Source organism: Kitasatospora sp. NPDC091335, assembly GCF_044757205.1.
In the GTDB taxonomy this organism is placed as follows: Bacteria; Actinomycetota; Actinomycetes; order Streptomycetales; family Streptomycetaceae; genus Kitasatospora.
This window is the reverse complement of sequence record NZ_JBIVUM010000008.1, coordinates 22,336-48,384: the sequence shown is the minus strand read 5'-3', so window position 1 is coordinate 48,384 and position 26,049 is coordinate 22,336. Positions and strand designations below refer to the sequence as shown.

The following is a 26,049-nucleotide window of genomic DNA, read 5'->3' as shown; positions in this document are numbered from 1 at the left end:
GATAGGGGAGGAGGGCAGTGCCGTGTCCGACAGCGCCGAGCCGATCCACGCGCGCCTCGCGGAGCTTGCCGGCCCACCTGAACCCGGCCAGGTTGTTGTCGACCTCGGGTGCGGCACGGGACCGACTCTTCGGGCTGTCAGCCGGATCGCACCACGAGCTTCCCTCATAGGGATCGACCGTTCGGCGGAGTCGCTGCACCAGGTCCACGCGGCTCTGGCAGGCCACAAGGGGCAGATGGCGACGATCGTTGCGGACCTGTGCGACCGTCTCCCGTGCTCCGACGAGAGCGTGGACGTCGTCCTGTCGTACAACACCATCGAGTGCCTGCCGGACCCGCAGGAGATGCTGGCCGAGGTGGCGAGAGTCCTTCGGCCTGGCGGGCGGGCGGTCATTGCGCACGTCGACTTCGACTCGATGGTCATCGCGGGCGCGGACGCCGAACTCGACAGGCGGGTGTGCCACGCGTTCGCGGACGATGCGCAGAGCTGGATGGACCACGCGGATGGCAGGATCGGCCGCAAGCTGGGGCTGCTCCTGGCGCGCAGCCCGCTGGATTTCGTCGGTGTCGAACCGTTGCTGGCGTGGTCGACCGAGTTCACGGGGCATGCGCAGGCGCGTCTCGGCCAGATCCGGAAGGCTCTGCTGTCCGTCGCCCGGCACGGTCGTGGCGCGGTCGCTCCTGAAGAGGTCGAGGCTTGGTACACCTTGGTGCGCGACGCGGACCAGCTGGGCGGTTTCTTCTTCTCCGAGTTGGCGTTCATCGCGGTTGCGGAGAAGGCTCGGAGCGGTCGTATCGGGTATGGGGGCCAGCTCGCACCACGGCCGGCAGCCGACACCCGTGCGAGCCGGCCGGATGTCCTGTCCCACGACTGATGATCGATCAATATGCCCTGTGGCAAATGGCATTGAGCGTGTCGGTCTCGGCTCTGTAGCGAAGTTAATCGGGCTGTAGACCGTGCGGGGAATGGGATACTCGCCAGACGGCGCCCGCCGACTCGACGGAGCGGCGCTGTGCAACTCCCGCGGCCCGTCCGCGGATCCGCCCTCTCACAGAAGTGGTCCTTCGATCCATGCCTACGGTCCTCTCCATCGCCGACGCGCTGCGCGAGCGCTTCGCCCAGGCGATCTCCACTGCGTTCCCCGACGCCGCGGACAGCGACCCCCAGCTGCGACGAAGCGACCGCGCCGACTTCCAGGCCAACGGCATCATGAGCCTGGCCAAGCCGCTGCGGGCCAACCCCCGCGAGGTGGCCGCGCGCGTGCTCGAGAACCTCGGCGCTGACCAGGTGATCGCGAACCTGGAGGTCTCCGGGCCCGGCTTCATCAACGTCACCGTCACCGACGCCGCCATACTCGAGCGCCTGGCCGCCCGCGCAGCCGACGCCCGCCTCGGCGTGGGCAGCAACGCCGAGGCCGGCGTCACGGTGATCGACTACAGCCAGCCGAACATCGCCAAGGAGATGCACGTCGGCCACCTGCGCTCCACGATCATCGGGGACGCGCTCGTGCGCGCCCTCGAGTTCACCAGCGAGAAGGTCATCCGGCGCAACCACCTCGGCGACTGGGGCACCCAGTTCGGCATGCTCATCCAGTACCTCATCGAGCACCCCGCCGAGCTCGACGAAGGCACCGAGCCGGAGGACTCCGGGCCGTCGATGTCCCGCCTCAACCGCCTGTATAAGGCGTCGCGCGCCACGTTCGACAGCGACGCCGAATTCGCCGACCGGGCCCGTCGGCGCGTCGTCGAGCTGCAGGCCGGCCACGCCGACACCGTCGCTTCCTGGCAGGGCATGGTCGACGAGTCGAAGGTCTACTTCGGAGCCGTCTACGCCCGCCTCGGTGTCCTCCTCGAAGACGCGGACGCCGTCGGCGAGAGTTACTACAACCCGATGCTCGCCGACGTGTGCGCCGACCTCGAAGCCTCCGGCGTGGCCGTGCGCTCAGATGGTGCCCTGTGCGTGTTCTTCGACGACATCAAGGGCCCCGACGGCGAGCCGACCCCGCTCATCGTTCAGAAGAGCGACGGCGGTTACGGCTACGCCACCACCGACCTCGCCGCAATCCGCGATCGCGTCGGCATGCTCGGCGCCGACCAGCTCCTCTACGTCGTCGACAGCCGCCAGGCCCTGCACTTCCAGATGGTCTTCGAGACCGCGCGCCGCGCCGGCTGGCTCCCCGACGACGTCCGTGCCCTGCACCTCGGCTTCGGCACCGTCCTCGGCAAGGACGGCAAGCCCTTCAAGACCCGCTCCGGCGAGACCGTCCGCCTCATGGACCTCCTCGACGAAGCCGTCGTCCGGGCCCGCACCGTCGTCTCCGAGAAGAGCCCCCAGCTCGCCACCGAGGAACTCGAGGACCGGGCCAGGCAGGTCGGCATCGGCGCGGTCAAGTACGCCGACCTGTCGACCTCCCGCACCCGCGACTACATCTTCGACGCCGACCGCATGGTCTCCCTCAACGGCGACACCGGCACCTACCTCCAGTACGCCTACGCTCGCATCCAGTCCATCCTGCGCAAGGCCCCCGAAGGCGTCGCCCCGACCGCCCACGAGGACCTCGCCCTGGAGCCGGCCGAACGCGCCCTCGGACTCCTCCTCGACGAGTTCGGCGCCACCGTCGACCTCGTCGCCGAGACCTTCGAACCCCACCGCCTCTGCGCCTACCTGTACAGCCTCGCGGCGGCGTACACCACGTTCTACGAGCACTGCCCCGTCCTCAAGGCCCCCAGCCGCGAGGTGATGGAGACCCGCCTGCTGTTGTGCCAGTTCACCGGCCAGACCCTCCGGCAGGGCATGGACCTCCTCGGAATCGGGACACCAGAGCGGCTGTAGCTGGGATAACGCCTCCGGGCGGGCGGCCAGAGGCCGACACGCTCGGAGGCATTGCGTCGGAGCGGGCCGGCTGGGCTGCCGTACTGCTACCCGGTGGTGCGCATCAGAGTCAGGCGGCGGCCTCGGTGCTCGATGCCGACGTAGGCGTTGACTAGGAAGGGGGCCAGCTTCGGAGTTGCCCGGTCGGCACCCGTGCGTGCGTCGAGGCGCCGCGCCGGCGATGTGCACATACCCGGCGTAGCCCCCCGCGAGCGCGAGGTCGACCCCATCAGGAGGGGACGTGACCCTCGACAAAGGAGCACCCCCGCGAGCTCGGGGCCGACCGCCAGGGACACGACCAGGCCGAGTACGGCCAGGAGCAATCCCCGCGAGCGCGGGGCCGACAGCGGGTCGTCGAACGCCGAGGCACGGAGGTCGGAGCACTCCCCCACGAGCGCGGGGCCGATCGCGCGGCCCAGAACCTCGACATGGCGATGCTGGAGTAACCCCCGCGAGCGCAGGGCCGACGACGGCGCCACGATGCTGGAGCTACCCCCGCGAGCGCGGGCTCGACTGCGTCAGCAGCGGGTCCTTGTCCGTCTCCAGGGAGCAACCCCCGCGAGCGCGGGGCCGGCACTGGCTTGCAAAGCCGAGTCGAAGGGGCAGCCCTGTGAACTCGGGACCGATGTGTCTTGCCCTGCCTCCACAGAGCTGTCCAGATCAGGAGAATCCAGGGTAGGTTGATACGCATGAGGGGGCCGCCCCGTAAGCGCGAAACGGCCCCCAGTGGTAAACACGAAGCCTCGGGGCCAGCTACCAGTGGTGCAGGTACGCGGCGATTCCGGCCAGCGCGTGCGCCAACACGGCTGCTTCCTTGCCGTATACCAACCACTGTGCGCCCCGGGGCCCGTGGCCCAGGTTGCGCCTAGCAGCTTCCCTGATCCTGGCGATCAATTGCTTCATGCTCACCTCCCTTCGCAGAGCGAATGGAGCTGTGCCGCGAAGTCACAGTAGCAGCACACGTGACAGTGTGGTGGCCATCTGGCGAGCAATCAACTCCGCTAGAATTTGTACGTAGTTGGGCCATCGTGTTGTGCGCGCTGTGTCGCAGCTCCCGTGGCCCAACGGGGAGATCCCCGCGAGCGCGGGGCCGATGTTCGAAGTTGGGCCATCGTGGAGCGAATCCCGCGAGCGCGGGTCCCAAGCCTTCTTGTAGCAAGTATCCACTCAAGGTACCTGGTGGAACAGCAAACTGACCTTGACGAGCCAAACGAGCAGGCTCACGCAAGCAGGGCTGAGGGGGCGGCGACCGGTCTACCGCGTCGACGTGGAGTAACTCCCGTGAGTGCGGGGACAGCCCTGTCTCCGAGGGCATCACCTGGATGGTGATGGAGTGACCCCCGGCACTGCGGGGTCGACAGGTCGGCAACTGCTCCGAGGGTCGGCAGTGGGAGCAACCCCCGCGAGCGTGGGCCCACGGACTCGCGGTACGCGGCGGCGGGCGCTCGGAAGGAGCGACCCCCGCGAGTGCGGGGCCGACAGGTGAACGGCGCCGATCACGGCGCCGGCCGCGGAGCAACCCCCGCGAGCGTGGGGCCGACCTGACCCAGGAACAGCTCAGAGAGCATGCCCGGGAGCAACCCCCGCGAGCGCGGGGCTGACATCGACGGCACGACGGCGGAGCCCTGGGTGATGGAGCAACCCCCGCGGGCGCGGGGCCGACTCCGTCACGCTGGCATAGCCCGTGAACCGCAGAGAGCAACCCCCGTGAGCGCGGGGCCGACCGCTACTGGCAGCGCCCGGCCGCTGCGCTGCTGGAGCAACCCCCGCGAGCGCGGGGCCGACCGCAGGACGACGACCCGTTCACCACCCGCATGGGAGCAACCCCCGCGAGCGCGGGGCCGACAAGTCCGAGCCGTCGAGGCTGGCGACCGAGGTGGAGCGACCCCCGCGAGCGCGGGGCCGACGCGAGCGTGACGGCGAAGCGCAGGCCCGCGAGGGGAGCAACCCCCGCGAGCGCGGGGCCGACTGGGCAGTGCCGCCGGTGCCGCCGCCACCGTCGGAGCAACCCCCGCGAGCGCGGGGCCGACCGGGTAGAAGGCGGGCCCGCCGGCCTCCTCGGCGAGCAACCCCCGCGACCGCGCGGCCGACACCGTAGTGGTCTTCACCGACCCACCGGACTCGGAGCAACCCCCGCGAGCGCGGGGCCGACCTCGGCGTGGAGGGTGTGTGTGGTCATGGCGGGGAGTAACCCCGCGAGCGCGGGGCCGACAGGGATGCGGTGCAGCCGGCGCTGCGGGTGATGGAGCAACCCCCGCGAGCGCGGGGCCGACGTGCCGCGCTCGCCGCAGCCGCGGCACTCCCAGGAGCAACTCCCGCGAGCGCGCGGCCGACTTTGCGCCGTCCACGCCGTCCAAACCGTCCTCGGAGCAACCCCCGCGAGCGCGGGGCCGACGACCAGATCACCCAGAGCCTCCAGGCCGGCCAGGAGTAACCCCCCGCGAGCGCGGGGCCGACCTACCCTTCAACACGTCACCACCCCTTACGTGGGAGCAATCCCCGCGAGCGCGGGGCCGACGTGTACGGGCGGGCGGTGGTGCGAAACTCGCCGGAGCAACCCCCGCGAGCGTGAGGGTGGCCCACTGGGAGCAACCCCCGCGTGTGCGGGGCCGACATCAACCAGCGCTACGCCGGCGTCCTCGACCTGGAGCAACCCCCGCGTGCGCGGGGCCGACGCGACGACCACGTGGACCAGCCTGCGGCGGCGGGAGCAACCCCCGCGAGCGCGGGGCCGACCCGAGTGCACCGAGGTATGAGTGCAGTTCGGCGGAGTAACCCCCCGCGAGCGCGGGGCGGACAACGCGTGGAAGACGGAGGACGGCTGGCGGTGGAGCGACCCCCGCGAGCGCGGGGCCGACCAGTTGAGCAAGGCGGAACTAGGAGCAATCCCCGAGAGCGCGGGGCCGACGTTCGGTGAATCTATCCCTGTTGCCGAGGCCGGGAGTGACCCCCGCGAGTGCGGGCCGACCAACAGGTGTGCAGCCCGTATTGCCAGCGTAGGAGAGCAACGCTGCGAGCGCGGGATCGACTCACGGTGCCCCCTTCGTATTATCGGTGATGAAGAGCAACTCTCGCGAGCGCGGGGCCGACCGGGACGGCTTGGCCAGGCCGGTGGCGGCCGAGGAGCAACCCCCGCGAGCGCGGGGCCGACAGCGCATCACCACCACGGTGCTCTCGGGGTCGGGAGCAACCTCCGCGAGCGCGGGGCCGACATGGTCCGGGCAACACCGGGCCCGCCCCGCCGGGAGCAACCCTCGCGAGCGCGGGGCCGACCGGACCACTACCGCTCAATCCTGAGCCGGGGAGGAGTAACCCCCGCGAGCGCGGGGCCGACGACAAGTACGAGGGCGACGCGGATCCCGAGGCGGAGCAACCCCCGCGAGCGCGGAGCCGACACCGGGTAGAGCTGCATCGTGCCGGTCACGGCGGAGCAACCCCCGCGAGCGCGGGGCCGAGGTGAAGCCGGGCAAGCCGTCGGTACTGAGGGAGGAGCACCCCCCGCGAGCGCGGGGCCGACCGGGTGCAGCCGAGGCAGTGGGCGCCGTGGTCGGAGTAACCCCCGCGAGCGCGGGGCCGACATCCCCGGGCTGGACGGCACGATCTCGACCCTCGAGCAACCCCCGCGAGCGCGGGGCCGACAGGGAGTCTGTGGTGACGGTCGTCTTGGTGACGGAGCAACCCCCGCGAGCGCGGGGCCGACGCCTCCCGCTCCTCGTCGGTGACGCTGAGTCCGGAGCAACCCCCGCGAGCGCGGGGCCGACGCGACCCCGGCGCGAAGGTGCCGGTGCTCCTGGGAGCAACCCCCGAGAGCGCGGGGCCGACGAGAAGCTCGTCCGGCCGTGGACCAGCCGGTCGGAGCAACCCCCGCGAGCGCGGGGCCGACGCCCGGCCGCCGCTGGACATCGACGACAGCCTCGAGCAACCCCCGCGAGCGCGGGGCCGACACTTCTACCTCCCGCTCATCGGCTACGAGAAGGGAGCAACCCCCGCGAGCGCGGGGCCGACATGACCGACCGACGCAGCCTCTCGCTGCCCGCCGAGCAACCCCCGCGAGCGCGGGGCCGACTTACCGTCGGTCTGTGCGACGCTCCGAATCCCCGAGCAACCCCCGCGAGCGCGGGGCCGACTCGAAGGCGCTCGACTTCCCGGCGCCGGCCTTCGAGCAACCCCCGCGAGCGCGGGGCCGACATCGAACCCGAACCGTGGACCACGGACCGCGAGGAGCAACCCCCGCGAGCGCGGGGCCGACCTCGACGCTGGCCCGGGCCTCTGCCGCGCGCTGGAGCAACCCCCGCGAGCGCGGGGCCGACCGCGTTCCTCTCGATGGCGTCGCGCTGCCGGTAGGAGCAACCCCCGCGAGCGCGGGGCCGACTCGGTGAGCACCTGGTGGACGCGGTCGGTGTAGGAGCAACCCCCGCGAGCGCGGGGCCGACTCGCCGATGCCGACAATTTTGGTACCGGTGCCGGAGCAACCCCCGCGGGCGCGGGGCCGACTTCCGAGGGGGATCGCGATGCACCCGTGCGGTGGAGCAACCCCCGCGAGCGCGGGGCCGACAGGTGAGGTCGGCCCCAGTCCAGGGAGGTCCCGGAGCAACCCCCGCGAGCGCGGGGCCGACCTCTGTCACCACCGGCGAGCGTAGGGCCTCCGGGAGCAACCCCCGCGAGCGCGGGGCCGACACTTACTGACCTGCGACGTTCGGTGTCACGAGGCGCCGGCTGATTCAGTCCGATCGGAGCGAAGCTGATGTATGGCCTTCATCTCTCCTTGCTCCGAAGTGAGTTGTCAGTGGAGTGCTTTACGCTCCGCAGCGTACTTGTACGTGGAGGTGGAGACGGTGGCCGTGGATCGTTGGCAGTGGTATCCGTCCGAGGTCAGGGCCTGGCTGGGTGTGCTGTGGGGCAAGTCTGCCGGGAAGGCCGGGGGGAAGGTCAACCTTCTGCTGTCGCACATGCTGGACACCGCTGCCGTGGCGGAGGTGATCTGGGACTGCTACCTGCCGCAGGTGACGCGGTGGCAGCTCGATGCCGTGGCGGGAGGCCCCGGTCGGGGGCGGCGGCTGTTCTCCTGGCTGTGCGGCATCCACGACTTGGGCAAGGCGACACCGGCGTTCCAGCGGCTCGATGCGGCTGGGGAGGCGGCCGTGCGCGGGGTGGGGCTTTCGTGGGACAAGTACGCTGTGAATGGCGCAACTTGGCGGCACGACAAGGCGGGAGGCCGTCTGCTGCGGGTGCTGCTTGAGCGGGCGGGTTGGGTGCAGGAGCAGGTCGACTGGGTGTGGCCGCTGGTCGCGGGTCACCACGGGTTGTTTCCCACGGTGGGGCAGTTGGCTCCGAAGAAGGTGGACCTCCAGGGGAAGGGCCCGTCCTGGAAGTTGGTGCAAGCGGTCCTGGTGGAGGTGTTCTCCCGGGAACTCGGTTATGAGGGGGGCTCGCCGCTCGCCGGTGTGGAGCCCGCCTTGGTGCCGAGCCGTGCGGTGCAGCTCCAGTTGTCCGGCTTCGTGGTGATGGCGGACTGGATCGCCAGCGACGAGCTGCACTTCAAGGGCGAGCCCGACCTGGCGAGGGTGACGATGCCGAGGGCACGGCAGCGGGCCAGCGCCGCCTGGTCCAAGCTCGGGCTGCGTGGCGGCTGGGGGCAGCTGACCGTTCCCGGCCCGGAGGTGTTCCAGGACCGCTTCGGCCACGGGCCCAGGCCGTCGCAGGAGTTGGTCCTGGATGTGGTGCGCCGGATGGGCGGGCCCGGCCTGGTGATCGTAGAGGCGCCGATGGGGGAGGGGAAGACGAAGACGGCGCTGGTGGCCGCCGAGGTGCTGGCGGCGCGCTTCGGCGCGGGCGGGGTGTTCCTGGGCATGCCGACGCAGGCGACCGCGGACCCGATGTTCACCCAACTCCGGGCGTGGCTGGGCAATATCGACAAGGTCGAGGACGGGCTGGACGGTCAGGTCGCGCTGCTGCACGGCAAGCGGATGTTCAACAAGGAGTGGCGCGGCCTGCTGGAGGGCACGGGAGAGTGGGGCCAGGACGCCGATGCCCGCTACTCGTCGGTGGGCGTGGACGAGTTCGGAATGCCGGCCGACTGCTTCGACGGCTGCGAGGGTGGCGAGCGCAGGGCCCCCGCCGAGTGGTTCCTCGGGCGCCGCCGTGGCTTGCTGAGCCCGTTTGCGGTCGGCACGATCGACCAGCTCCTCTTCGCCGCGACCCGCACCAAGCACGTCATGCTGCGCATGGCCGGCCTCGTGGGCAAGGTCGTGATCCTCGACGAGGTGCACGCCGCCGACGTCTACATGTCGCAGTTCCTGCTGGAGGGCCTGTGGTGGCTCGGGCAGGCCGGGGTGCCGGTGGTGCTGCTGTCGGCGACCCTGCCGCCGGAGCAGCGTCGCCGCCTGGCCGCCGCCTACCTGGCTGGCACGCGGTCGGCGGAGGCGTCGGAGACGCTGGACGTCCCCGAGTCGGACGGGTACCCGAGCGTGACGGCGGTGTGGTCGGGGCAGGACGGCCGGACGGAGTCACTGGTCAAGAGCACTGACTCCTGGCGCGCAGACCTGACCGTGCGGGTGGAGGTGCTCGGCGAACCGCCGGCGCGCAGCGGCACGCTCCCGGACGGCACCGACGGTCGCCCGGACACGGTCGTCGTGGACTACCTGAGGGAGCGGCTGGTCGACGGAGGATGCGCCCTGGTTATCCGGAACACCGTGGACCGGGCCCAGTCCACCTTCGACGCCCTGCACGAGGAGTTCGGCAGCGAGGTCCGGCTCCTGCACGGCCGTCTCCACGCGGGCCACCGCGCGGACCGTACCCAGGAGGTGCTGAAGCTCCTCGGCCCGCCGACCGCCGGCACCGTGCGCCCCCACCGGCTGATCGTTGTGGCCACTCAGCTCGCGGAGCAGTCGTTCGACGTCGACGCGGACCTGCTGATCACCGACCTCGCGCCGATGGACCTGCTCCTCCAGCGCATCGGACGCCTCCACCGCCACGACGGCGTCGTACGCCCCCGCCTCCTGTCGCGGCCCGTTGTCGCCGTCACCGGAATCCACCTCGCGGACCGGAGTGCACCGCAGATCCTGGGCGCCTCCGAGAAGATCTACGGCCGCTACCTGCTGCTGCGCACGGCCGCCGAGGTCGAGCGCGCGGCGGGGGCGGCCGACGGCGCGTGGAGCATCCCCGGCCAGGTGCCGCCCCTGGTCGCCGACGTGTACGGGCCCGGCCCCGTTGTCCCGGCCGAGTGGGCCGAGGCCGAGACGGAGGCCCGGAAGGAGTGGGAGGAGCGGCAGGCCGAGCGCCGCGCGAAGGCCGCCCAGTACGTGCTGACCAGGGCCGGCGAGCACGCAGCGCCCACCCTGGAGGGGCTGCACTTCGGTGCCCACAGCAGGCTGGCCGAGGGGGGCTTCGAGGCGCTCGTCCGCGACGGGGACCGGAGCCTGGAGGTCGTCCTGGTGCACCGCATCGGGGAGGACGGGTTCCACGCGGTGACGGGGCGCAGGCTCGGGCCGAACGGCGAGGTCACGGCGGAGCTGCTGGACGACGTGCTCTCCGGGACGGTACGCCTGCCCGCCAAGCTGACCGCAGCGGCGGAGGAGGCGCTCGGCCCGCTGGCGGGGTGGCGCGACCACCCGTGGCTGCAGTACAGCCCGGCCCTCGAACTCGATGAGAACGGCGAAGCCGTCCTTGGCGACTTCAGGCTGCGCTACGACGACCTGCTCGGCCTCGTGGTGAGCGGCGGGCCCGCACACAGGTAGCGCGCGCCGGTGGAATAGGTGGAGTGCGCTCCCCGCTCACGCGCCCCCAACTTCACGAGAATCAGCGGGAGTTCAGGGATTTTGGTCCACGGCCGGGTTCAGGCGGTGCGATGATGAAGCAACTGCCGACGTAGACGTAACTAGTTGGGAGATGGGCGCGTGCCCGGGTACAACCTTGTCGACGAACCGTGGCTGACGGTGCGGCCAGCCGACGGCGGAGCTCCTCTGGAGCTGGGGATCGCCGAGCTACTGGCCCGGGCCCACGAACTCGAAGGCATCGCAGTGGAGTTCTCCTCCCAGCTGCCCGCTGTTCTGCGGCAGGTCCTGTTGCCGGTCGTCGCTCACGCCACCGGCGCGCCCCGAACCCTCCGGGAGAAGGGCGAACGGCTCGCCCGGGACGGCGGTGGGTTCACGGAGGACGAACTTCGCGCGATTCGGACCTACCTCGACGGCAACCGTGCACGGTTCGACCTCTTCGACGAGCGGGACCCCTTCGGGCAGGTCGCCGGGCTGCGTACCGCCAAGGACGAGACGAAGGGTGCCGCGGCCCTGGTGGCGACGGCGGCGAGCGGCAACAACGTTCCGCTGTTCGCCAGCCGTACGGACGCGGACCCGCTCGACCTGACGCCGGCCCAGGCTGCCCACTGGCTCGTCCACGCGCACTGCTGGGACACTGCGGCGATCAAGACCGGTGTCGTCGGCGACGATCAGGTCAAGGCGGGCAAGACGACAGGCAACCCGACGGGCCCACTCGGGCAGCTCGGCGTCATCGTCCCCATGGGGCGCACCCTGTACGAAACCCTCCTGCTGAACCTCCCGGTCACTCCGACCAGCGCCGAGGGCATCCCGCAGTGGCTGCGAGGCCCGCACAGTCCCGCGTGGAAGCCCCGAGGGGCTGAGAGCCTTCTCGACCTGTGGACCTGGCAGGCCCGGCGCATCCGGCTCATCCCGCACGAGGACGAGACCGGGCGGCTGAAGGTGGCTCGCGTGGTCATCAGTGCCGGCGACCGCCTGACGCCCATGTTCGAGCGGGAGCCCCATACCGCCTGGACGTTCACGGCACCGGCCAAGAAGTCCGCCTCGGTGCGGCCCGAGCGCCGACCGCGCCGCCACACCCAGGGCAAGGCCGCCTGGCGCGGTCTGGAAGCCCTTCTCTCGGCGACCCGCCAGGGCCCGGAAGGCGCCTTCGAGACCAGCGTGCTGCTCGACGAGATCAGCGGCCTCTGGGAGATCGGCAGCCTCGACGCCGACTACCCGCTCCAGGTCGAGACCTTCGGCATGGTGTACGGCACCCAGTCGGCCGTGGTCGAGGACGTCATCCACGACTCCATCCCGCTTTCCCTGCTCGCCCTCCGCCAGGACAGCGAAGCCCACGACCTGCTCCTGGACGTGGCCGAGCAGGCAGAACAGCTGGCGCGGGCAGTCAACAACCTCTCCGCCGACCTGCGCCGGGCCGCAGGGACGGACCCCATCCCCTGGGACAAGGGCCAGCGCCCGGGTGAACTGCTCCTGCACGTACTCGACCCGCTGGTGCGCCGCTTGCTCGCCGGAGTCCGCGGAGCCGGTGGCGACGAGGACGTCCTGCACCGGGGCCGACTTGCCTGGGAGCAGGTCGCCCACCGCCGTGCGCGGGAGGCGGCCGACGCCCTTCTGCTGGCCGCGCCCGCTTCCACCTTCGGCGGTCGCTCCGTCGAACAGCCCGGCAAGGCGGGGAAGAAGCTGACCTACAGTCTCGGCACGGCCGGCGCCAACTTCCGGCGACAACTTGACGAGATCCTGCCCCGCTACGCCGACGTCCGCAAACAGGTCGCGGCTGCCCGCCTGGCCGAGACCGGACCCGACTACGACTTCGAAGCCGACCCTGGAGTGGACTTTGACCACTGAGCACAAGAGCGCCCCCAAGTCACTCCCGTACTGGGAGAGGGCCACTGCCTACGATCGCACCTGGCGCATCGATCCCCGCACCGGACAACCGGGCAGGCCGTCCGGAGAGGACCTCGCGGCCATGCGGTCGGGCCTCGGCCGGTCGGCGATGGACAGCCCCAGGATGTGGCCGCTGTACAGCTGCGAGGTCGACGACGTCCTCGCGCTGCGCGACGAGGTCTCCGACGAGCAGAAGGCCGAGCACGCTGCCCTGGCCCTGTTCGGTCTCCACCAGCAGAGCCAGTCCAAGCCGATGCACCGCCGCGGCGTCAAGCTCGGCCAGGCGCTGCGCGCCCTACGCCGAGACGGCAAGTTCAGCGAGGAGGCGCTCGACACGCGGGTCGCCCAACTCGCGGGTGCCACCAGCGTGTCCGCGCTGCTGGTCCACCTGCGCGGCCTAGTCACCCAACTGCGCACAGTCGGCCAGCCGTTGGACTACACCCACCTGATGGCTGACATCCGGGCCTGGCACCATGCCGACCGTCGACCCGAGGTCCGCCTCAAATGGGCCATCGGCTACCAGTCGTGGAAGGACCAGCCGCGCGCCGACACCTGATTCGCACAACAGGCAGTACTACCCGCCACCGTCTTCCGAGGAGAAGCGCATGAACGACCGCCTCTACATCGACGTGCACATCTTGCAGACCGTCCCTCCGGCCAACCTCAACCGCGACGACAACGGCAACCCCAAGGAGGCGTACTTCGGCGGCAAGCGCCGCTCCCGCGTCTCCTCCCAGGCGTGGAAGCGCGCCACCCGCATCCACTTTGCCGAGAGCCGCGACCCGCAGGACCTCGGCACCCGTACCAAGCGGATCGCCGCCCAACTCACCAACGGCATCGCCGCGTCCACCGGCCTCCCGGCCGAGGACGCCGGGCGGATCGCCGACGCGCTGGTCAAGGAGACCGGGATCTCCGCCGGAAAGAAGGAAGGCGACACCGCCTACCTCCTCTTCTACGGCCGCCGCCAGCTCGACGGCATCGTCGACCTCGTCGCCGGCAGCGCCGCCGAACTCGCCGCCCTCGACGCGAAGGCCCTCGCCGAGGCCGTCAAAGCCCTGCCGGTCAAGGAGCAGCTGCAGAGCGGCCACCCCGCCGACGTCGCGCTCTTCGGACGCATGGTCGCCGACGTCCCCGGCCTTAACGTCGATGCCGCCACGCAGGTCGCCCACGCCATCTCCACCCACGCCACCGAACTCGAATTCGACTACTACACGGCCGTCGACGACGAGAACACCGCCGGGGAGACCGGCGCCGGCATGATCGGCACCATCGGCTTCAACTCCGCCACCCTGTACCGCTACGCCACCATCGGGCTGCACCAGCTGCGCGACAACCTCGGCGACGACAAGGCCACCGTCGACGCCGTCGACCTCTTCGTCGACTCCTTCGCCCGCTCCATGCCCACCGGCTACGGAAACTCCTTCGCCCACCGCACCCGCCCCAGCCTGGTCGCCGTCGTCGTACGCGCAGACCAGCCCGTCAACCTCGTCTCCGCGTACGAGAATCCCGTCCCGGCGAGCCACGGCATCGTCGCCGAATCCGCCCGCCGCCTCGCCGCCGAGTTCACCACCGCCACCGAACAGTGGGGCGACACCCCCCTCTACGTCGGCATCTGCCACACCCTGGGCACCGGCACCGACGAGACCGCGCAGGAACTGACGGAGGCGTTCGGCACCAACCGCACCTTCACCGAGCTGCGCGACGGCCTGAGTGCCACCCTCACCGAGCGGGTGAACGGCAACTGATGCCCGCCGACCCCACCCCCGCACCAGCCCCGGACAACGAGCAAGCGGTCCTCGTGCTGCGGCTGGCCGGCCCGCTCCAATCCTGGGGCGAACGCAGCGCCTTCAACCGCCGCGACACCCCGCCTCAGCCGACCAAGTCCGGTGTCGTCGGACTGCTCGCCGCCGCAGCCGGCCGCCCGCGCGAAGCGGACATCACCGACCTGGTCGGTCTGCGCCTGGGCGTACGCATCGACCAGCCGGGCACGTTGCTGCGCGACTACCACACCGTCAGCGACTACCGCGGCCGGCCGTTGCCGCAGGCGGGCGTCAACGCCAAGGGCCTGCAGAAGCCGACCTCCCCGGCCAAAGACACTCACGTCACCCACCGCTACTACCTCCAGGACGCGGTGTTCGTCGCCGCGGTCCAGGGCCCGGCCGTCCTCGTCACCGCGCTCGCCGAGGCGGTCCGTCACCCGGCCTTCCCCCTCGCGCTCGGTCGGCGCTCCTGCGTGCCCACCCAGCCGATCACCCTCGGAGCAGTGCGAGAGGGCACCCTGGAATCCGTCCTCGCCGAGGAGCCCTGGCAGGCCGGCGTGGTGGCCAAGAACGCGTACCTGCGCCGGGCCGAGCGGGAACCGGAGCCGTTCTCCCCGCACCGGATCGACCTGGCCGCAACCTTCGACGACCCGTCCGGCCAGGACACCGCGCAGGACGTCCCGCGGTCCTTCTCGCCCCGTGAACGCGGATTCTCCACCCGACGGATCCGCCACGCCTGGTTCGACGTCCCCACCGGTCTCCGCTCGACCGCCACGACCGCGCAACCGGCCACTGAGGCCGGCGGCCACGACCCGTTCGCCCTACTGGGCTGGTGACCCGATGACCTACCTCTCCCGCGTGCGCATCAACCCCCTGCGCGCCGCCGGCCGCAACCTGCTCGCCAACCCCCGCGCGCTGCACGGCGCGGTCCTGGCCGGCATCCCCGACACCGCACCCGGCGACCGCATCCTGTGGCGGCTGGACGCCGACCACCCGCGCCGGCCCGTGCTGCTCGTCCTTACCCCGTCCAAGCCGGACTGGACGCACATCGTCGAGCAGGCCGGATGGCCGGACGCCGAGGGCGAGCACTACGCGATTCGCGACTACAGCCCGCTACTCGCCCAGCTCGCCATCGGCCGGGAGTTCGCCTTCCGGCTCAAGGCCAGCCCCGTACAGAACACCTCCACGCCCGACAAGGCGAACCCGAACCGCACCAAGACCGCCGCCGAACTCCACCACCGCTCCTACCGCATGCCCCACCGCACCGCCGCCCAACAGCTCACCTGGCTCCTGGACCGCACCACCCGGTGGGGCTTCACCATCCCCGAAGCCCGCACCGACTCCCCCGCACCGGGCCTCGAACCGTCCTCCTCGGATACGACCGCCGACACCCAGCCGGCCCGGGAGGTGAGGATCACCGACCGCAACCGCAGCACCTTCACCAAGCCCGGCACCCGCACCCCCGTCACCCTCACCACCGCCACCTTCGAAGGCCACCTGCGCATCACCGACCCCGGCCTCCTCCAAGCCGCCCTCCTCGGCGGCATCGGCCCCTCCAAGGCGTACGGCTGCGGCTTGCTCACCCTCGCCCCGCTGCCGAGTGGACACCGCTGACCGATGGCCGACATCTGGTGGAAGGCCCACCCCCACGACCTGCACCGCCTCGCCGACCGCGTCTCCAGCGTCTATGTGGAACGCAGCCACATCGACCGCGACGAGAATGCCGTCGTCGTCATCAACAAACGCGAGACAGTGCGCGTGCCCGCCGCAATGGTGGCCGTCATGCTCCTCGGCCCCGGAACCCGCGTCACCCATGGGGCGATCAACCTGCTCGCCGACTCCGGCACCACGGTGTGCTGGGTCGGCGAGCAGGGCGTGCGCATGTACGCCGCAGGCCTCGGCCCGAGCAGGGGCGCGGCCCTCCTCAACCGCCAGGCCTGGCTGGTCAGTCGCACGAAGGAACGCCTGGCCGTCGCGCGGGCCATGTACTGCATGCGCTTTCCCGGTGAGGACGTCAGTACCGCCACCATGCAGCAGCTGCGCGGCCGTGAAGGCGCCCGCATCCGCAAGCTCTACCAGGCCGAATCACGCCGGACCGAGGTCCCCTGGAACGGGCGCGTCTACAAGGCCGGCGACGCCTACGCTGCGGGTGACGACCTCAACCGTCTCCTGTCGGCGGCCAACGCCGCGCTCTACGGCATCTGCCATGCCGTCATCACTGGCCTGGGCGCCAGCCCCGGCCTCGGGTTCGTCCACACCGGACTGGCGACCTCGTTCGTCCTCGACATCGCCGACCTCTACAAAGCCGAATACACCATCCCCCTGGCCTTCGACCTCGCCAAACAGGGCCACACCGAAGAACGCGACGCCCGCCTCGGCCTGCGCGACCGCATCGCCCAGGACAAACTGCTCGGCCGCATCGTCAACGACGTCAAAACGCTCCTAAGCCCGGACGGCACCGACATGCCTGATGCTGAGGTCAACGAGCTCTGGGACGAACGCGTCGGCGCCGTCCAAGGAGGCGTCAACTGGTCGGGCACCGAAGACGCACCAGCGACCACCGTCTCCGATCCCGGAATGGGCGACGAACACCTGGCCATCATCGGCCCGGAGTTCACCCAGGACACGAGCAGCCCATGACCGTCATCATCCTCATCGCGGCCCCCGAAGGCCTACGCGGACACCTCACACGCTGGATGGTCGAAGTCAACGCCGGCGTCTTCGTCGGCACCCCCAGCCGCCGCATCCGAGACCGCCTCTGGGACCTCCTCGCCACCCGCATCGGCGACGGCCAAGCCGTCCTCGTCGAACCCGCCACCAACGAACAAGGCTGGACCGTCCGTACCGCAGGCAAGGACCGCTGGAAGCCCGTCGACTTCGACGGACTGATTCTCTCAGCCCGCTCTCGCCGATAAACCCGCAGGTCACGAAGCGTCGGCCCCGCACACGCGGGGGTTGCTCCGAGCGAAGGCCGTGATCACCTGGGTAGAGAGCGTCGGCCCCGCACACGCGGGGGTTGCTCGGCGACGGTACGCGGCCGCCGGCCGGCCGTGGTGTCGGCCCCGCACACGCGGGGGTTGCTCCTGCACTGGCAGGGTCGAGTTGCGAGCGGCTTCGTCGGCCCCGCACACGCGGGGGTTGCTCCACCCCCCTCCCCCCGGACAGGGACGCCGCCGGGTCGGCCCCGCACACGCGGGGGTTGCTCCAGCGCGGTGGCCTGCTCGCTGCCGGGCAGGACGTCGGCCCCGCACACGCGGGGGTTGCTCCTCCAGCCACCCGGGGTCGGCCTCCTGGGGTCCGTCGGCCCCGCACACGCGGGGGTTGCTCCCGGCGGGGGCAGGTCCCGCGGTATCGGCCGGCGTCGGCCCCGCACACGCGGGGGTTGCTCCCGTAGCGACTACGGTTCGGGAAATCCAGTGGAGTCGGCCCCGCACACGCGGGGGTTGCTCTTTGCCCTTCACCATCCTGGTCCTCGGGGCGGGGTCGGCCCCGCACACGCGGGGGTTGCTCCTACACCCACCTCGAAGCATCCTCCGCCCGCGCGTCGGCCCCGCACACGCGGGGGTTGCTCCAGCCGCGTGTTCTTGCCGCCGATCGGCGGGGAGTCGGCCCCGCACACGCTGGGGTTGCTCGTCGATGGCCGAGGCCGCGATCACCCTGCAGAAGTCGGCCCCGCACACGCGGGGGTTGCTCCCTCCGCTCCGCGCTGATCGAGGCCCGCCGCGTGTCGGCCCCGCGCTCGCGGGGGTTGCTCCGGGGTCCGGGTCGAACTCGACCAGTACGGCGGATCGGTCCCGCATACGGGGGCTCCAGAGTACTGGACGACGCTGGCGTTGGTCCCGTACGCACGCGGGAGTTGCTCCACCATCGCGGTGTGGGTGCATGTCATGGAGCAGTCGGCCTCGTGCTCGCGAGGGTTGCTCAATCCCTCCGATGTGGTGCCCTCGGGCGGGTTCCCAACAGCGGTACCGTTTCGGCCAGGGCAGCACAGGACCTGCCCAGCCTCCTCCGACCGGACACCGATGAAGAGGAGCCCGAGCTCACTCATGCCGATGGCCTGAAGTGGCTGATCAACGGCCGGTACGAAGGACTGACGCGAGAACTACCGGCTCGCTCACGCGGCCTTGCCGAAGTTGTAGCGGGCAGCGGGACCAGCCTGGCCGGCCACCTCGGCGTCCGCCCGGTCGAGTGCGGAGGCGAGTGCTTTGACGGCGTCGTCGGCGGAGTCCTTGAGGAGGTGGCCGTAGAGGTCGACGGTGATGGCGAGGTTGGAGTGGCGCAGGGCCTTTGAGACAACGGCTAGCGGGATGTTGGCGGCGATCATGATGCTGGCCGCGGTGTGCCTGAGGTCGTGAAGGCCGATCTTCGGCAGGTCGAGTTCTGCGGTGCGTTTGCGGAGCTGGTTGAGGACCCACTGAGGCCGCAGGGGCTTGCCGTCCGGGCGGGCGAACACCAGCCCATCCAGCCTGCCTTCCGGGTGGGCCGCCATCTGGAGGGCGGCCTGGCGGTGGAGGGCGGCCATCACTCTGGGGGAGAGGCTGATCCAGGCGCGGCTGGCCTCGGTCTTGGGCTCGCTGAGGTGGATCTTCCCGTTGTTCACGGCGGTCAGGGTCCAGCGGACGTAGAGCTGGCGGTCCATGAGGTGCACGTCGGACCAGTGCAGGGCGAGGATCTCACCGCGGCGCATGCCGGTGCCGAGCATGACCTCGAACAGGTCGGTGAGCCGGTCGGCGTAGTGCTCGGCGTTGTGGCGCAGGAACGCGGCGGCTTGGTCGGGGGTCCAGCAGACGCGCTCGGCGGCGCGGGGCTTGGCGGGTACGGAGTGTTTGGCTGGGTTGTAGCGCAGCCGCCAGGTGCGCACCGCGTGGTTCAGGGCGTTGCGCAGCATGGCCACCGCGTGGTGGACGGTGGTGCGCCCGCGGCCGGTGGCGAGCTGGGTGCTGACCCAGGCGTCGATGTGCTTGGGACGCAGGTCGACGAGCAGCATGCCGCCGAACGCGGGCACGAGGTCGCGCTCGATAGACGCCCGGTAGCCCGTCCAGGTGTTGGGGGCCAGAGACGGGCGCTTCGACTCCAGCCACTCGTACAGGAACAGCCCGACGCGCAGCGTGCGGTCCTCGTACACGCCCCGGTACTCGGCATTCAGCACTCGCGCCATCTCCCGGGCCGCCTCCGCCCGGCTGGCGAACCCGCCTCGCCGCCGAGTACGGCGCCTTCCGTCCTCCGGGGCGAGGTCCACCGCGTACGTCCACCGACCGTGCGCGGCATCGGCGGCCAGCCGCGGACACCACGAACCCAACTGCTTCCCGCTGTTGCCGTCCGTGCACCCGCACCGCCGGTAAACCCTGCCCCGCTTGGGACGCTGCGCCATGGGACTCCTCCTCGAACCTGGTGGTGATGGCGTGTCCAGAGTTATGGAAGTGGTGGGTGTGGCGGCAGAGCGTGCGGAGTGGGGCCTGGAGCACGGGCATGGCCGACGGGCCGGGACACGCGCTGGCGACACGCCGCGACGGTGATCACGCTGTGCGGGGGGTGGGTAGGGCAGCTTGATCGCACGCATTGGGGCTTCCCGGGATCATTGGTAAGGGTGGCTGCCGACCGTAAGCATGAGACCGGCCTGCGGGCTGTGGGTTGTCGGGCTCGTACAACCCGGAGCACGCGCGGTGCGTGGCGCCGAGCCTCGGACCGGTCTCCGGAGTGAGCGATGGCGAGCGCCGAGAATTCCTGCGAGACCGCACGGAATTGGCGAGAGTGGGATTTGTGGCGACCATTCTCTGGCTGGCGTTCGGCCTGGACCAGATTGATTTCTCCGAGGACTCCTCGGCTTCTGTCCGGTAGCTTTCTGGGTGATCCGAAGGAATCGCTGGATCAGCGGCCGGAGTGGCGCTACCCTGGAGACATGAACGCCACCCGGACCATCCATCAAGCCCCTGACCTGGGGACCAGCTGGGGACCACACGTCATGCGCGCTGCCGCGCGAGGTGCGCGAAACATGTTCGTCTGCACGCGCACGACGTGCGTGTGGGCGCATTTTGAGGGGTAGTAGGATATCCCTACTAAACTGGGGGTCAGGCGGGTTCTGGGGCGCTAGTTGTTGGGTCTCCGGACGTGGTCGATGGTCCACACCACCGCCCAACCCGCCTCGGCGATCGGTCCGGCAACAAGGGCTCTATCCGCGCCCACTGCGCATTGGTCTATGACACACATCAACCAACGATCAGATGATCTATAGGAAGCGCCCGAGCCTGTGCCGTTGTCTCGGGGCTGGCGGCAGGTGTGGGGGTGCGGCGGCGGAAGGTCGCACCGTCGGGGTCGGCCGGTTCGATTTCGATGGCGCGGCGTAGTTGTTCCATGCGTTGGGGCAGGGGGTGCCAGCCGGGTTCTGTGGCCATCTCGGTGTTGAGGTCGTGGATCGCACGGGCGTAGGCGCGGGCCAGGCCGCGGAAGTGCAGGGGCAGGCCGGGGCGGGGGTGGCCGCTGGGGGCGATGCTCACCCACAGGGCGTCGGTGGTCTCGTTGCCCGGGCCGACGGGCTGGGTGGTGTCGCGTGCGACGAGGTGGCCGCGGACGGTGAGCCAGTGGCGCATCGCAGCCCGGGTGGGCCCGGACAGGGTGATTGTTTCGGTGGCGGGCGTGGTGTGCGGGTTGCGGTGCTGGGGGAGGCGGGTGAGGCGGATCGTGCCGCGGTGCAGGTCGACGTCGTCCGTGTGCAGGGCGCAGAGTTCGCCGGCGCGGCAGCCGGTGTCCAGCACGGTGCCGATGATGGCGAGGATCCGGCTGCGGGAGTCGGACCGGCCGGGGCGGGCCGAGTGTTCCAGGTGGTCGAGCAGGATGCTGCGCGGGCGGGCGGCGACCACGGGCCGGAGCTCGACCTTCGGCGGGTTGCGCTCCGGGAGGGTGACGGCGATGCCGGCCCGGGTGCCGAGGATGCGGAGGCAGTCCTCCCGGACGCGCATGGACGCGGGTGAGGTTTGGCCCGGTCGTGCGGCGGGCTTGCGCCGCAGTCGGCCCCGCTCGGCGGCGGCGAGGTAGTCGGTGAGGGTGTCCGGCGCCAAGAGCTGGGCGAGTGAGCCGGCGGCCGTGGGCAATATCGCGCCCCGCTCCAGGGCGGTGCGCAGTTCGCCGGCGACCCAGCGCAGTTGCTTCGCCCGGGACATGCCGGTCGGAGGTTCGCAGGCACGCTCGACGAGGGCGTCCAGCGCCTCGACCGAAGGTGCTGCTGTCGTCGGGGCGTCAGCCATGAGGTCACCCTAGCGCCGGGTCGGGGCGGGCCGACGGGCTCTTGCCGGGGGAGTGAGCTCGGAACGACCCGCAGGAGGCCTCGGGCCTAATAACTGGCCTGAAGCAAGATCGTCGGTGGCGGCGCGGGCGGCATGGTGGCCGTTCTCTCCGGCTTGCCCCGGTCCGGTGGTGGCCGTCCTTCGGCAACCGACGAGGGGGCGTACCAGGGCATTCGTTGGTTCTCGCGGCGGCACCCGACGATGACTTCCCGGAATCCGGGAGCGTCCCGATCTGTTCTGATGGACCGTTGGCAAACTCGGCATTGGGTCAGCATTGGTCCTGTCGGACGCTGTCGCGGATGGTCGAACGGTGTCATGCGTCGAGTGCGGAAGCGAGTGCCGACAGGGGCCGCTTCGAGGTGAGCGCAGGGGCGGTGTGGTGGCCCGGGTCACCACACCCCCGAGCGTCTAACGTGCAGGTCAGCGCGCGTTTCCGCGCGGCTTGAGGGGGGTGCCGGGGAGCTCCGGGGCGGGGAGGCGGTCGCCGGGGTAGCCCTGGACGGCGCCGAAGCGGTCGGAGGCGGCCTGCCACTCGGCGCGGGCCCGGACGACGTCCTCGTGGGTGCGTCCGATGAAGTTCCACCACATGACGATCTGCTCCTCGAAGGGCGTGCCGCCGAGGAGGACGAGCCGGGCGTCGGTGCCGGCGGTGTTGGTGAGGGTGAGGGTGGTGCGGCCAGGGGCGAGATAGCCGAGTTCGGCGGGGCGCAGCGGGGTGCCGGCGAGGAGGACGTCGCCGCTGTCGACCAGCAGGCCGTGTTCGAAGGCGGGGTCGACGTCGAGGGTGATGGTGGCGTTCGGGCGCAGGAGGAGTTCGGCGCCGAGCAGCGGGGTGAAGGTGGGGACGGGGGAGGTGTCGCCGGCGAGGGTGCCGAGGAAGACCCGGGCCTCGCCGCCGTCGAGGGCGACCGGGGCGGGCGCGTGGTGGTGGAAGTCGCGTGCGGTGTGCCGGTGCTCCTCGGGCAGGGCGACCCACAGCTGGACCCCGTGCAGGACGGTGGTGGCCGGGGTGGAGACCTCGGAGTGGGCGATGCCGTGGCCGGAGGTCATCAGGTTGACCTCGCCCGGCCGGACGTGGGCGTGCACGCCGAGGCTGTCCCGGTGCTCGATCTCGCCGGTGAACAGCCAGCTCACGGTCTGCAGCCCGGTATGCGGGTGCGGGGCGACGTCCATGCCGCCGGTGCTCGTGACGTCGTCGGGCCCGTAGTGGTCGACGAAGCACCAGGCGCCGATCATGGTGCGGGAGCGCTGCGGCAGCGTACGGCGTACGGTCATCGCGCGCGGGCCGCCGAGCGGGACGTCCCTGGCGGGCAGGACCTCCACCCGCGGGTCGGCGGCGGGCGTCTCGGCGAGGCCGGTCTCGACGGTGCTCACGGTGGGTCCCTCCCAGGTGCCAGTTAGTTCTGGATTCAACTATCATGCCATGGCAGAGTGGCGGGTGACAGCAGGCCCGGCCCGAGTGATCAGACGGAGGAGTCCCAGGTGAGTGATGTGACGGTGGTCGCGACGGACCAGCGGGTGTTCATCGACAAGCAGACCCCCCGGGTGTACCAGGCGCTGCTGGCCGCCGCCGAGGCGGCGCGCGAGGCCGCGGCCGAGGCCGGGCTGGACCGCCGGCTGGTGGAACTGGTCAACCTGCGCGTGTCGCAGATCAACGGCTGCGCCTACTGCCTGCACGTGCACACCAGGGCCGCGATCCGCGAGGGCGAGACCAGTCAGCGCCTGGGCGTGCTCCCGGCCTGGCGCGACACCGAGGTGTTCAGCGACCGCGAGCGTGCCGCGCTCGGACTGGCCGAGGCGACCACCTCCCCGGCGGACGCGGCGCTCCAGGAGGCCGCGTACGGCGTGGCGCGCGAAGTGCTGAGCGACGGGGAGATCTCCGTCGTGGTGTGGGTGGCGATCGCCATCAACGCCTTCAACCGGGTGTCGATCCTGAGCAAGCACCCGGTCCGCCCGGCCCCGGGCCGGTAGCCGGAGGAGACGCCGTCCGGCGGCCGTGGGCGAAGGGGGCCGACAGTCGAGGGCGAAGGGGGCGGCGGTCGAAGCGACAAGCGGAGTCCTTTGTTCGGCGTACGCCCTCCGGTGGGTGACGGACCGTCGGCTCCTCCCAGCGGCTGATGACTGATCGCCGGGCGCCCGGGAGGCTTGGCGGCGAAGGCGGGGCGGTGCCCGCCGGGGGACTTGGGGAGATGATGATGCGTCGTACGGTTTCCGTGCTGGTGGGGGCGGCGGTCTGTCTGGCGCTGGCGGCGCCGGTGGCCGCGGCTGTGCCGGTCGTCACGGCTCAGTCGGCGGACGCGGCGAAGCCGGGGAAGGGCGACGATCGCCGGACGGCCGGTCTGCGGGCGATCACCGCGGCGGGCGCGGTCGCCGCGATCGCGGAGATCAAGGACGGGAAGGGCACCTGGCGCGGACGGTCGGGCGTCGCCGACCTGGCCACCAACGCGCCGGTCCGTACCGACGGGCGCTTCCGGGCCGGCAGCGTCACCAAGACGTTCACCGCCACCACCGTGCTCCAGCTGGTGGGGGAGCACCGGATCGGCCTGGACGACCCGGTCGAGCGCTACCTGCCCGGCCTCGTCCCGAACGGTGCGCGGATCACCGTCCGCCAGCTGCTCAACCACAGCTCCGGCCTCTGGGACGCGACCAACGAGAAGGGCGGCCTCTTCCCCGACCAGCAGGACCCGGCGGCGATCCGGAACTGGCTGGACCAGGGCGGCATGACCCGCACCATCACCCCGGCCCAGGTGGTGGCCGCCTCGGTGGCGCACGCGCCCAACTTCCCGCCGGGCAGCACGTTCGGCTACTCCAACGTCAACTACACGCTGCTCGGCATGATCATCGAGAAGGTCACCGGGCACGGCTACGCGCAGGAGATCACCGCGCGCATCCTGCGCCCGCTCGGCCTGGAGTCGACGTACTTCCCGGGCACCGCGACCGGCATTCGCGGCCGGCACGCGCACGGCTACCTGACGGTGGTCGAGGGCCCGGGGCCGCAGGACGTCAGCGACCGGGACGTCACCGAGGCCAGCGTCTCCTGGGCGAACTCCGCGGGCGAGCTGATCTCGACCCTGAGTGACCTGAACCGCTTCGAACAGGCCCTGCTGGGTGGCAGGCTGCTCAAGCCGGAGCTGCTGCGGGAGATGACCACGACGATCCCCATCGAGGTCAACGGGCAGCCGACGGGCCTGAGTTACGGGCTGGGCCTGGCCAAGGGGCAGCTGTCCTGCGGCCCGATCGTCGGGCACGACGGCGGGGTGTCCGGCTACGCCACGCAGCTGTGGAGCTCGGGTGACCGACAGGTCGCGATATCCGTCACCATGCGCGGCACGCCGCAGGAGATGGGTGCGCAGATCGGGGCGGAGGGGGCCTTCCTGGAGGCGACCTTCTGTGGTGACCGGTGACCGGTGACCGCGACGCCGGTGATCGGTGCCGGTGACCCGTGATCGGTGCCGGACCGCTTGAGAACCGGGCCGAGGGGCCGGTCGCGGCACCGGGCCGTTGACCAGCTGAGCTGAGCTGCGCCGTCCCCGGACCGGCGCAGCTCGGCGGCGCCCGGGTGCCCGGATGCGGCCCGGCGTCGAGCACCCGACCGAAAACCTGTGGCACCGGTCTCGCCCGGTGGTGATACTGCACCGGTGAACACCTCGGGGCTGGAGCCCGTACTGGACCCGCGTTCCTGGGGCGTCGCCCCCGACTTTCCCGGTATGCAGGACGTGATCGCCGGATTGCAGCTGCCCGCCGGGGCGTCGATGGCCGTCATGAGCGCGCTGGAGACCTCCCGGGAGCTTATCCGGTACTCCTACCAGCGGTACGAGTTCGCCACCGTGGCCGTCACCCACGCGCTGTACGCCCTGGAGCAGGTCCTCGCCGAGCGGCTGGCCGTCGATGCGCCGACGGGGGAACTGATCGGGCGGGCCGTCACCCGTGGGATCCTCGACGGCGGGGTGGCCGCCGAACTCGACCGCGGTCTGTGGCTCCGTGACAAGGTCGCGCGCGGCACGGTGACGAGCGGTGCCATCAGTCCGGAGCGGGCCGTCCAGCTGACCCGTGCCGTCTTCGACGCCGTGGCCGCGCTCCTCGGCCCGCCTCCGATGGCGGACCTGACAGCCGAGGAGGCGAGCGGGGTGCCGGCACCGGACCGGCTCGCCCGGCTGTGGGAGGAATGCCGGGCGGCGAGGTTCCCGGAGAGCTTCGTCGGGGAGAACATCGCGGAGATGCCGCTGATCGTCGCGGACTCCAACATCGCGGGCCTCATCCATCAGGAGCTGGACGGCGGGCTCGACGACAGCGGCGTCGCCGTCCTCTGGGCGGCCATTGCCTACCTCGACAGGGTCGTGCCCCTGATCAACGAGGAGTACTGCGCCGCCTACTTCGCCAGGCTCCGGACGGTGGCCAAGCTCGCGGCGGAGCGCTACCTGCCGCCCGCGACCTGAGAGCCGGGGAGGGGGCGTGGTGCCCGAGTTCCGTCCGGCGGCC

16 protein-coding genes and 3 CRISPR repeat arrays are annotated in these 26,049 nt (G+C 71.2%); of the genes, 13 read left to right on the top strand and 3 right to left on the bottom strand.

Annotation, left to right across the window (positions count from 1 at the left end; genetic code table 11):
• Window positions 1-22: 22 nt before the first annotated feature.
• The 10 genes from ACIQOW_RS18570 (at window position 23) to cas2e (ending at window position 17,205) form a co-directional block, all read left to right on the top strand.
• Window positions 23-874, top strand: coding sequence for a methyltransferase domain-containing protein (locus ACIQOW_RS18570; RefSeq protein ID WP_401086009.1), 852 nt, complete (start codon window positions 23-25; stop codon window positions 872-874).
• Window positions 875-1,071: 197 nt separating this feature from the next.
• Window positions 1,072-2,832, top strand: coding sequence for an arginine--tRNA ligase (gene argS / locus ACIQOW_RS18565; protein ID WP_401086006.1), 1,761 nt, complete (start codon window positions 1,072-1,074; stop codon window positions 2,830-2,832).
• Window positions 2,833-4,261: 1,429 nt separating this feature from the next.
• Window positions 4,262-5,450: direct repeats of the CRISPR family, unit length 29 nt; unit sequence GGAGCAACCCCCGCGAGCGCGGGGCCGAC.
• Window positions 5,451-5,871: 421 nt separating this feature from the next.
• Window positions 5,872-7,548: a CRISPR direct-repeat array (repeat unit 28 nt; unit sequence GAGCAACCCCCGCGAGCGCGGGGCCGAC).
• 164 nt (window positions 7,549-7,712) lie between these two features.
• A complete protein-coding gene (cas3, locus tag ACIQOW_RS18560) occupies window positions 7,713-10,607 on the top strand; it encodes a CRISPR-associated helicase Cas3' (RefSeq protein WP_401086003.1) in 2,895 nt (964 codons plus the stop codon).
• Window positions 10,608-10,766: 159 nt separating this feature from the next.
• Window positions 10,767-12,491 carry a type I-E CRISPR-associated protein Cse1/CasA gene (gene casA / locus ACIQOW_RS18555; RefSeq protein ID WP_401086000.1) on the top strand — a complete coding sequence of 575 codons (1,725 nt, stop codon included), beginning with the start codon at window positions 10,767-10,769 and terminating at the stop codon, window positions 12,489-12,491.
• Window positions 12,481-13,086, top strand: coding sequence for a type I-E CRISPR-associated protein Cse2/CasB (gene casB, locus ACIQOW_RS18550; RefSeq protein ID WP_401085998.1), 606 nt, complete (start codon window positions 12,481-12,483; stop codon window positions 13,084-13,086). Before casA ends, casB begins: the two co-directional genes overlap by 11 nt.
• Before the next feature lie 49 nt (window positions 13,087-13,135).
• Window positions 13,136-14,275, top strand: coding sequence for a type I-E CRISPR-associated protein Cas7/Cse4/CasC (cas7e, locus tag ACIQOW_RS18545; RefSeq protein ID WP_401085996.1), 1,140 nt, complete (start codon window positions 13,136-13,138; stop codon window positions 14,273-14,275).
• Window positions 14,275-15,126, top strand: a complete 852-nt coding sequence (gene cas5e, locus ACIQOW_RS18540) for a type I-E CRISPR-associated protein Cas5/CasD (protein ID WP_401085993.1) — start codon at window positions 14,275-14,277, stop codon at window positions 15,124-15,126. The genes cas7e and cas5e overlap by 1 nt, the downstream gene beginning before the upstream one ends.
• Window positions 15,127-15,130: 4 nt before the next feature.
• A complete protein-coding gene (gene cas6e / locus ACIQOW_RS18535; protein ID WP_401085990.1) occupies window positions 15,131-15,904 on the top strand; it encodes a type I-E CRISPR-associated protein Cas6/Cse3/CasE in 774 nt (257 codons plus the stop codon).
• A 3-nt stretch (window positions 15,905-15,907) separates the two neighbouring features.
• On the top strand, window positions 15,908-16,930 hold the full coding sequence (cas1e, locus tag ACIQOW_RS18530) for a type I-E CRISPR-associated endonuclease Cas1e (protein ID WP_401085987.1): 1,023 nt from the start codon (window positions 15,908-15,910) through the stop codon (window positions 16,928-16,930).
• Entirely contained in the window at window positions 16,927-17,205 is a 279-nt protein-coding gene (cas2e, locus tag ACIQOW_RS18525; RefSeq protein WP_331744407.1) for a type I-E CRISPR-associated endoribonuclease Cas2e, read from the top strand. Before cas1e ends, cas2e begins: the two co-directional genes overlap by 4 nt.
• 18 nt (window positions 17,206-17,223) lie before the next feature.
• Window positions 17,224-18,045: a CRISPR direct-repeat array (repeat unit 28 nt; unit sequence GTCGGCCCCGCACACGCGGGGGTTGCTC).
• Window positions 18,046-18,404: 359 nt separating this feature from the next.
• Here cas2e and ACIQOW_RS18520 read toward each other — a convergent pair.
• From ACIQOW_RS18520 to ACIQOW_RS18510, 3 genes are all read right to left on the bottom strand, one after another.
• Window positions 18,405-19,439 (bottom strand): tyrosine-type recombinase/integrase, encoded by a 1,035-nt coding sequence (locus ACIQOW_RS18520; protein ID WP_401085984.1) that lies wholly within the window; start codon window positions 19,437-19,439, stop codon window positions 18,405-18,407.
• A gap of 1,057 nt (window positions 19,440-20,496) precedes the next feature.
• Complete coding sequence (locus ACIQOW_RS18515; protein ID WP_401085981.1) at window positions 20,497-21,531, bottom strand: site-specific integrase; 1,035 nt, start codon at window positions 21,529-21,531, stop codon at window positions 20,497-20,499.
• Window positions 21,532-21,990: 459 nt separating this feature from the next.
• A complete protein-coding gene (locus ACIQOW_RS18510; RefSeq protein WP_401085978.1) occupies window positions 21,991-22,944 on the bottom strand; it encodes a pirin family protein in 954 nt (317 codons plus the stop codon).
• A 108-nt stretch (window positions 22,945-23,052) separates the two neighbouring features.
• On the opposite strand from ACIQOW_RS18510, the gene ACIQOW_RS18505 reads away from it, so the two are divergent.
• From ACIQOW_RS18505 to ACIQOW_RS18495, 3 genes are all read left to right on the top strand, one after another.
• On the top strand, window positions 23,053-23,541 hold the full coding sequence (locus ACIQOW_RS18505; RefSeq protein ID WP_401085975.1) for a carboxymuconolactone decarboxylase family protein: 489 nt from the start codon (window positions 23,053-23,055) through the stop codon (window positions 23,539-23,541).
• Window positions 23,542-23,765: 224 nt separating this feature from the next.
• Window positions 23,766-24,974 carry a serine hydrolase domain-containing protein gene (locus tag ACIQOW_RS18500; RefSeq protein WP_401085972.1) on the top strand — a complete coding sequence of 403 codons (1,209 nt, stop codon included), beginning with the start codon at window positions 23,766-23,768 and terminating at the stop codon, window positions 24,972-24,974.
• A 234-nt stretch (window positions 24,975-25,208) separates the two neighbouring features.
• Window positions 25,209-26,006 (top strand): hypothetical protein, encoded by a 798-nt coding sequence (locus ACIQOW_RS18495; RefSeq protein WP_401085970.1) that lies wholly within the window; start codon window positions 25,209-25,211, stop codon window positions 26,004-26,006.
• Window positions 26,007-26,049 lie beyond the last annotated feature (43 nt).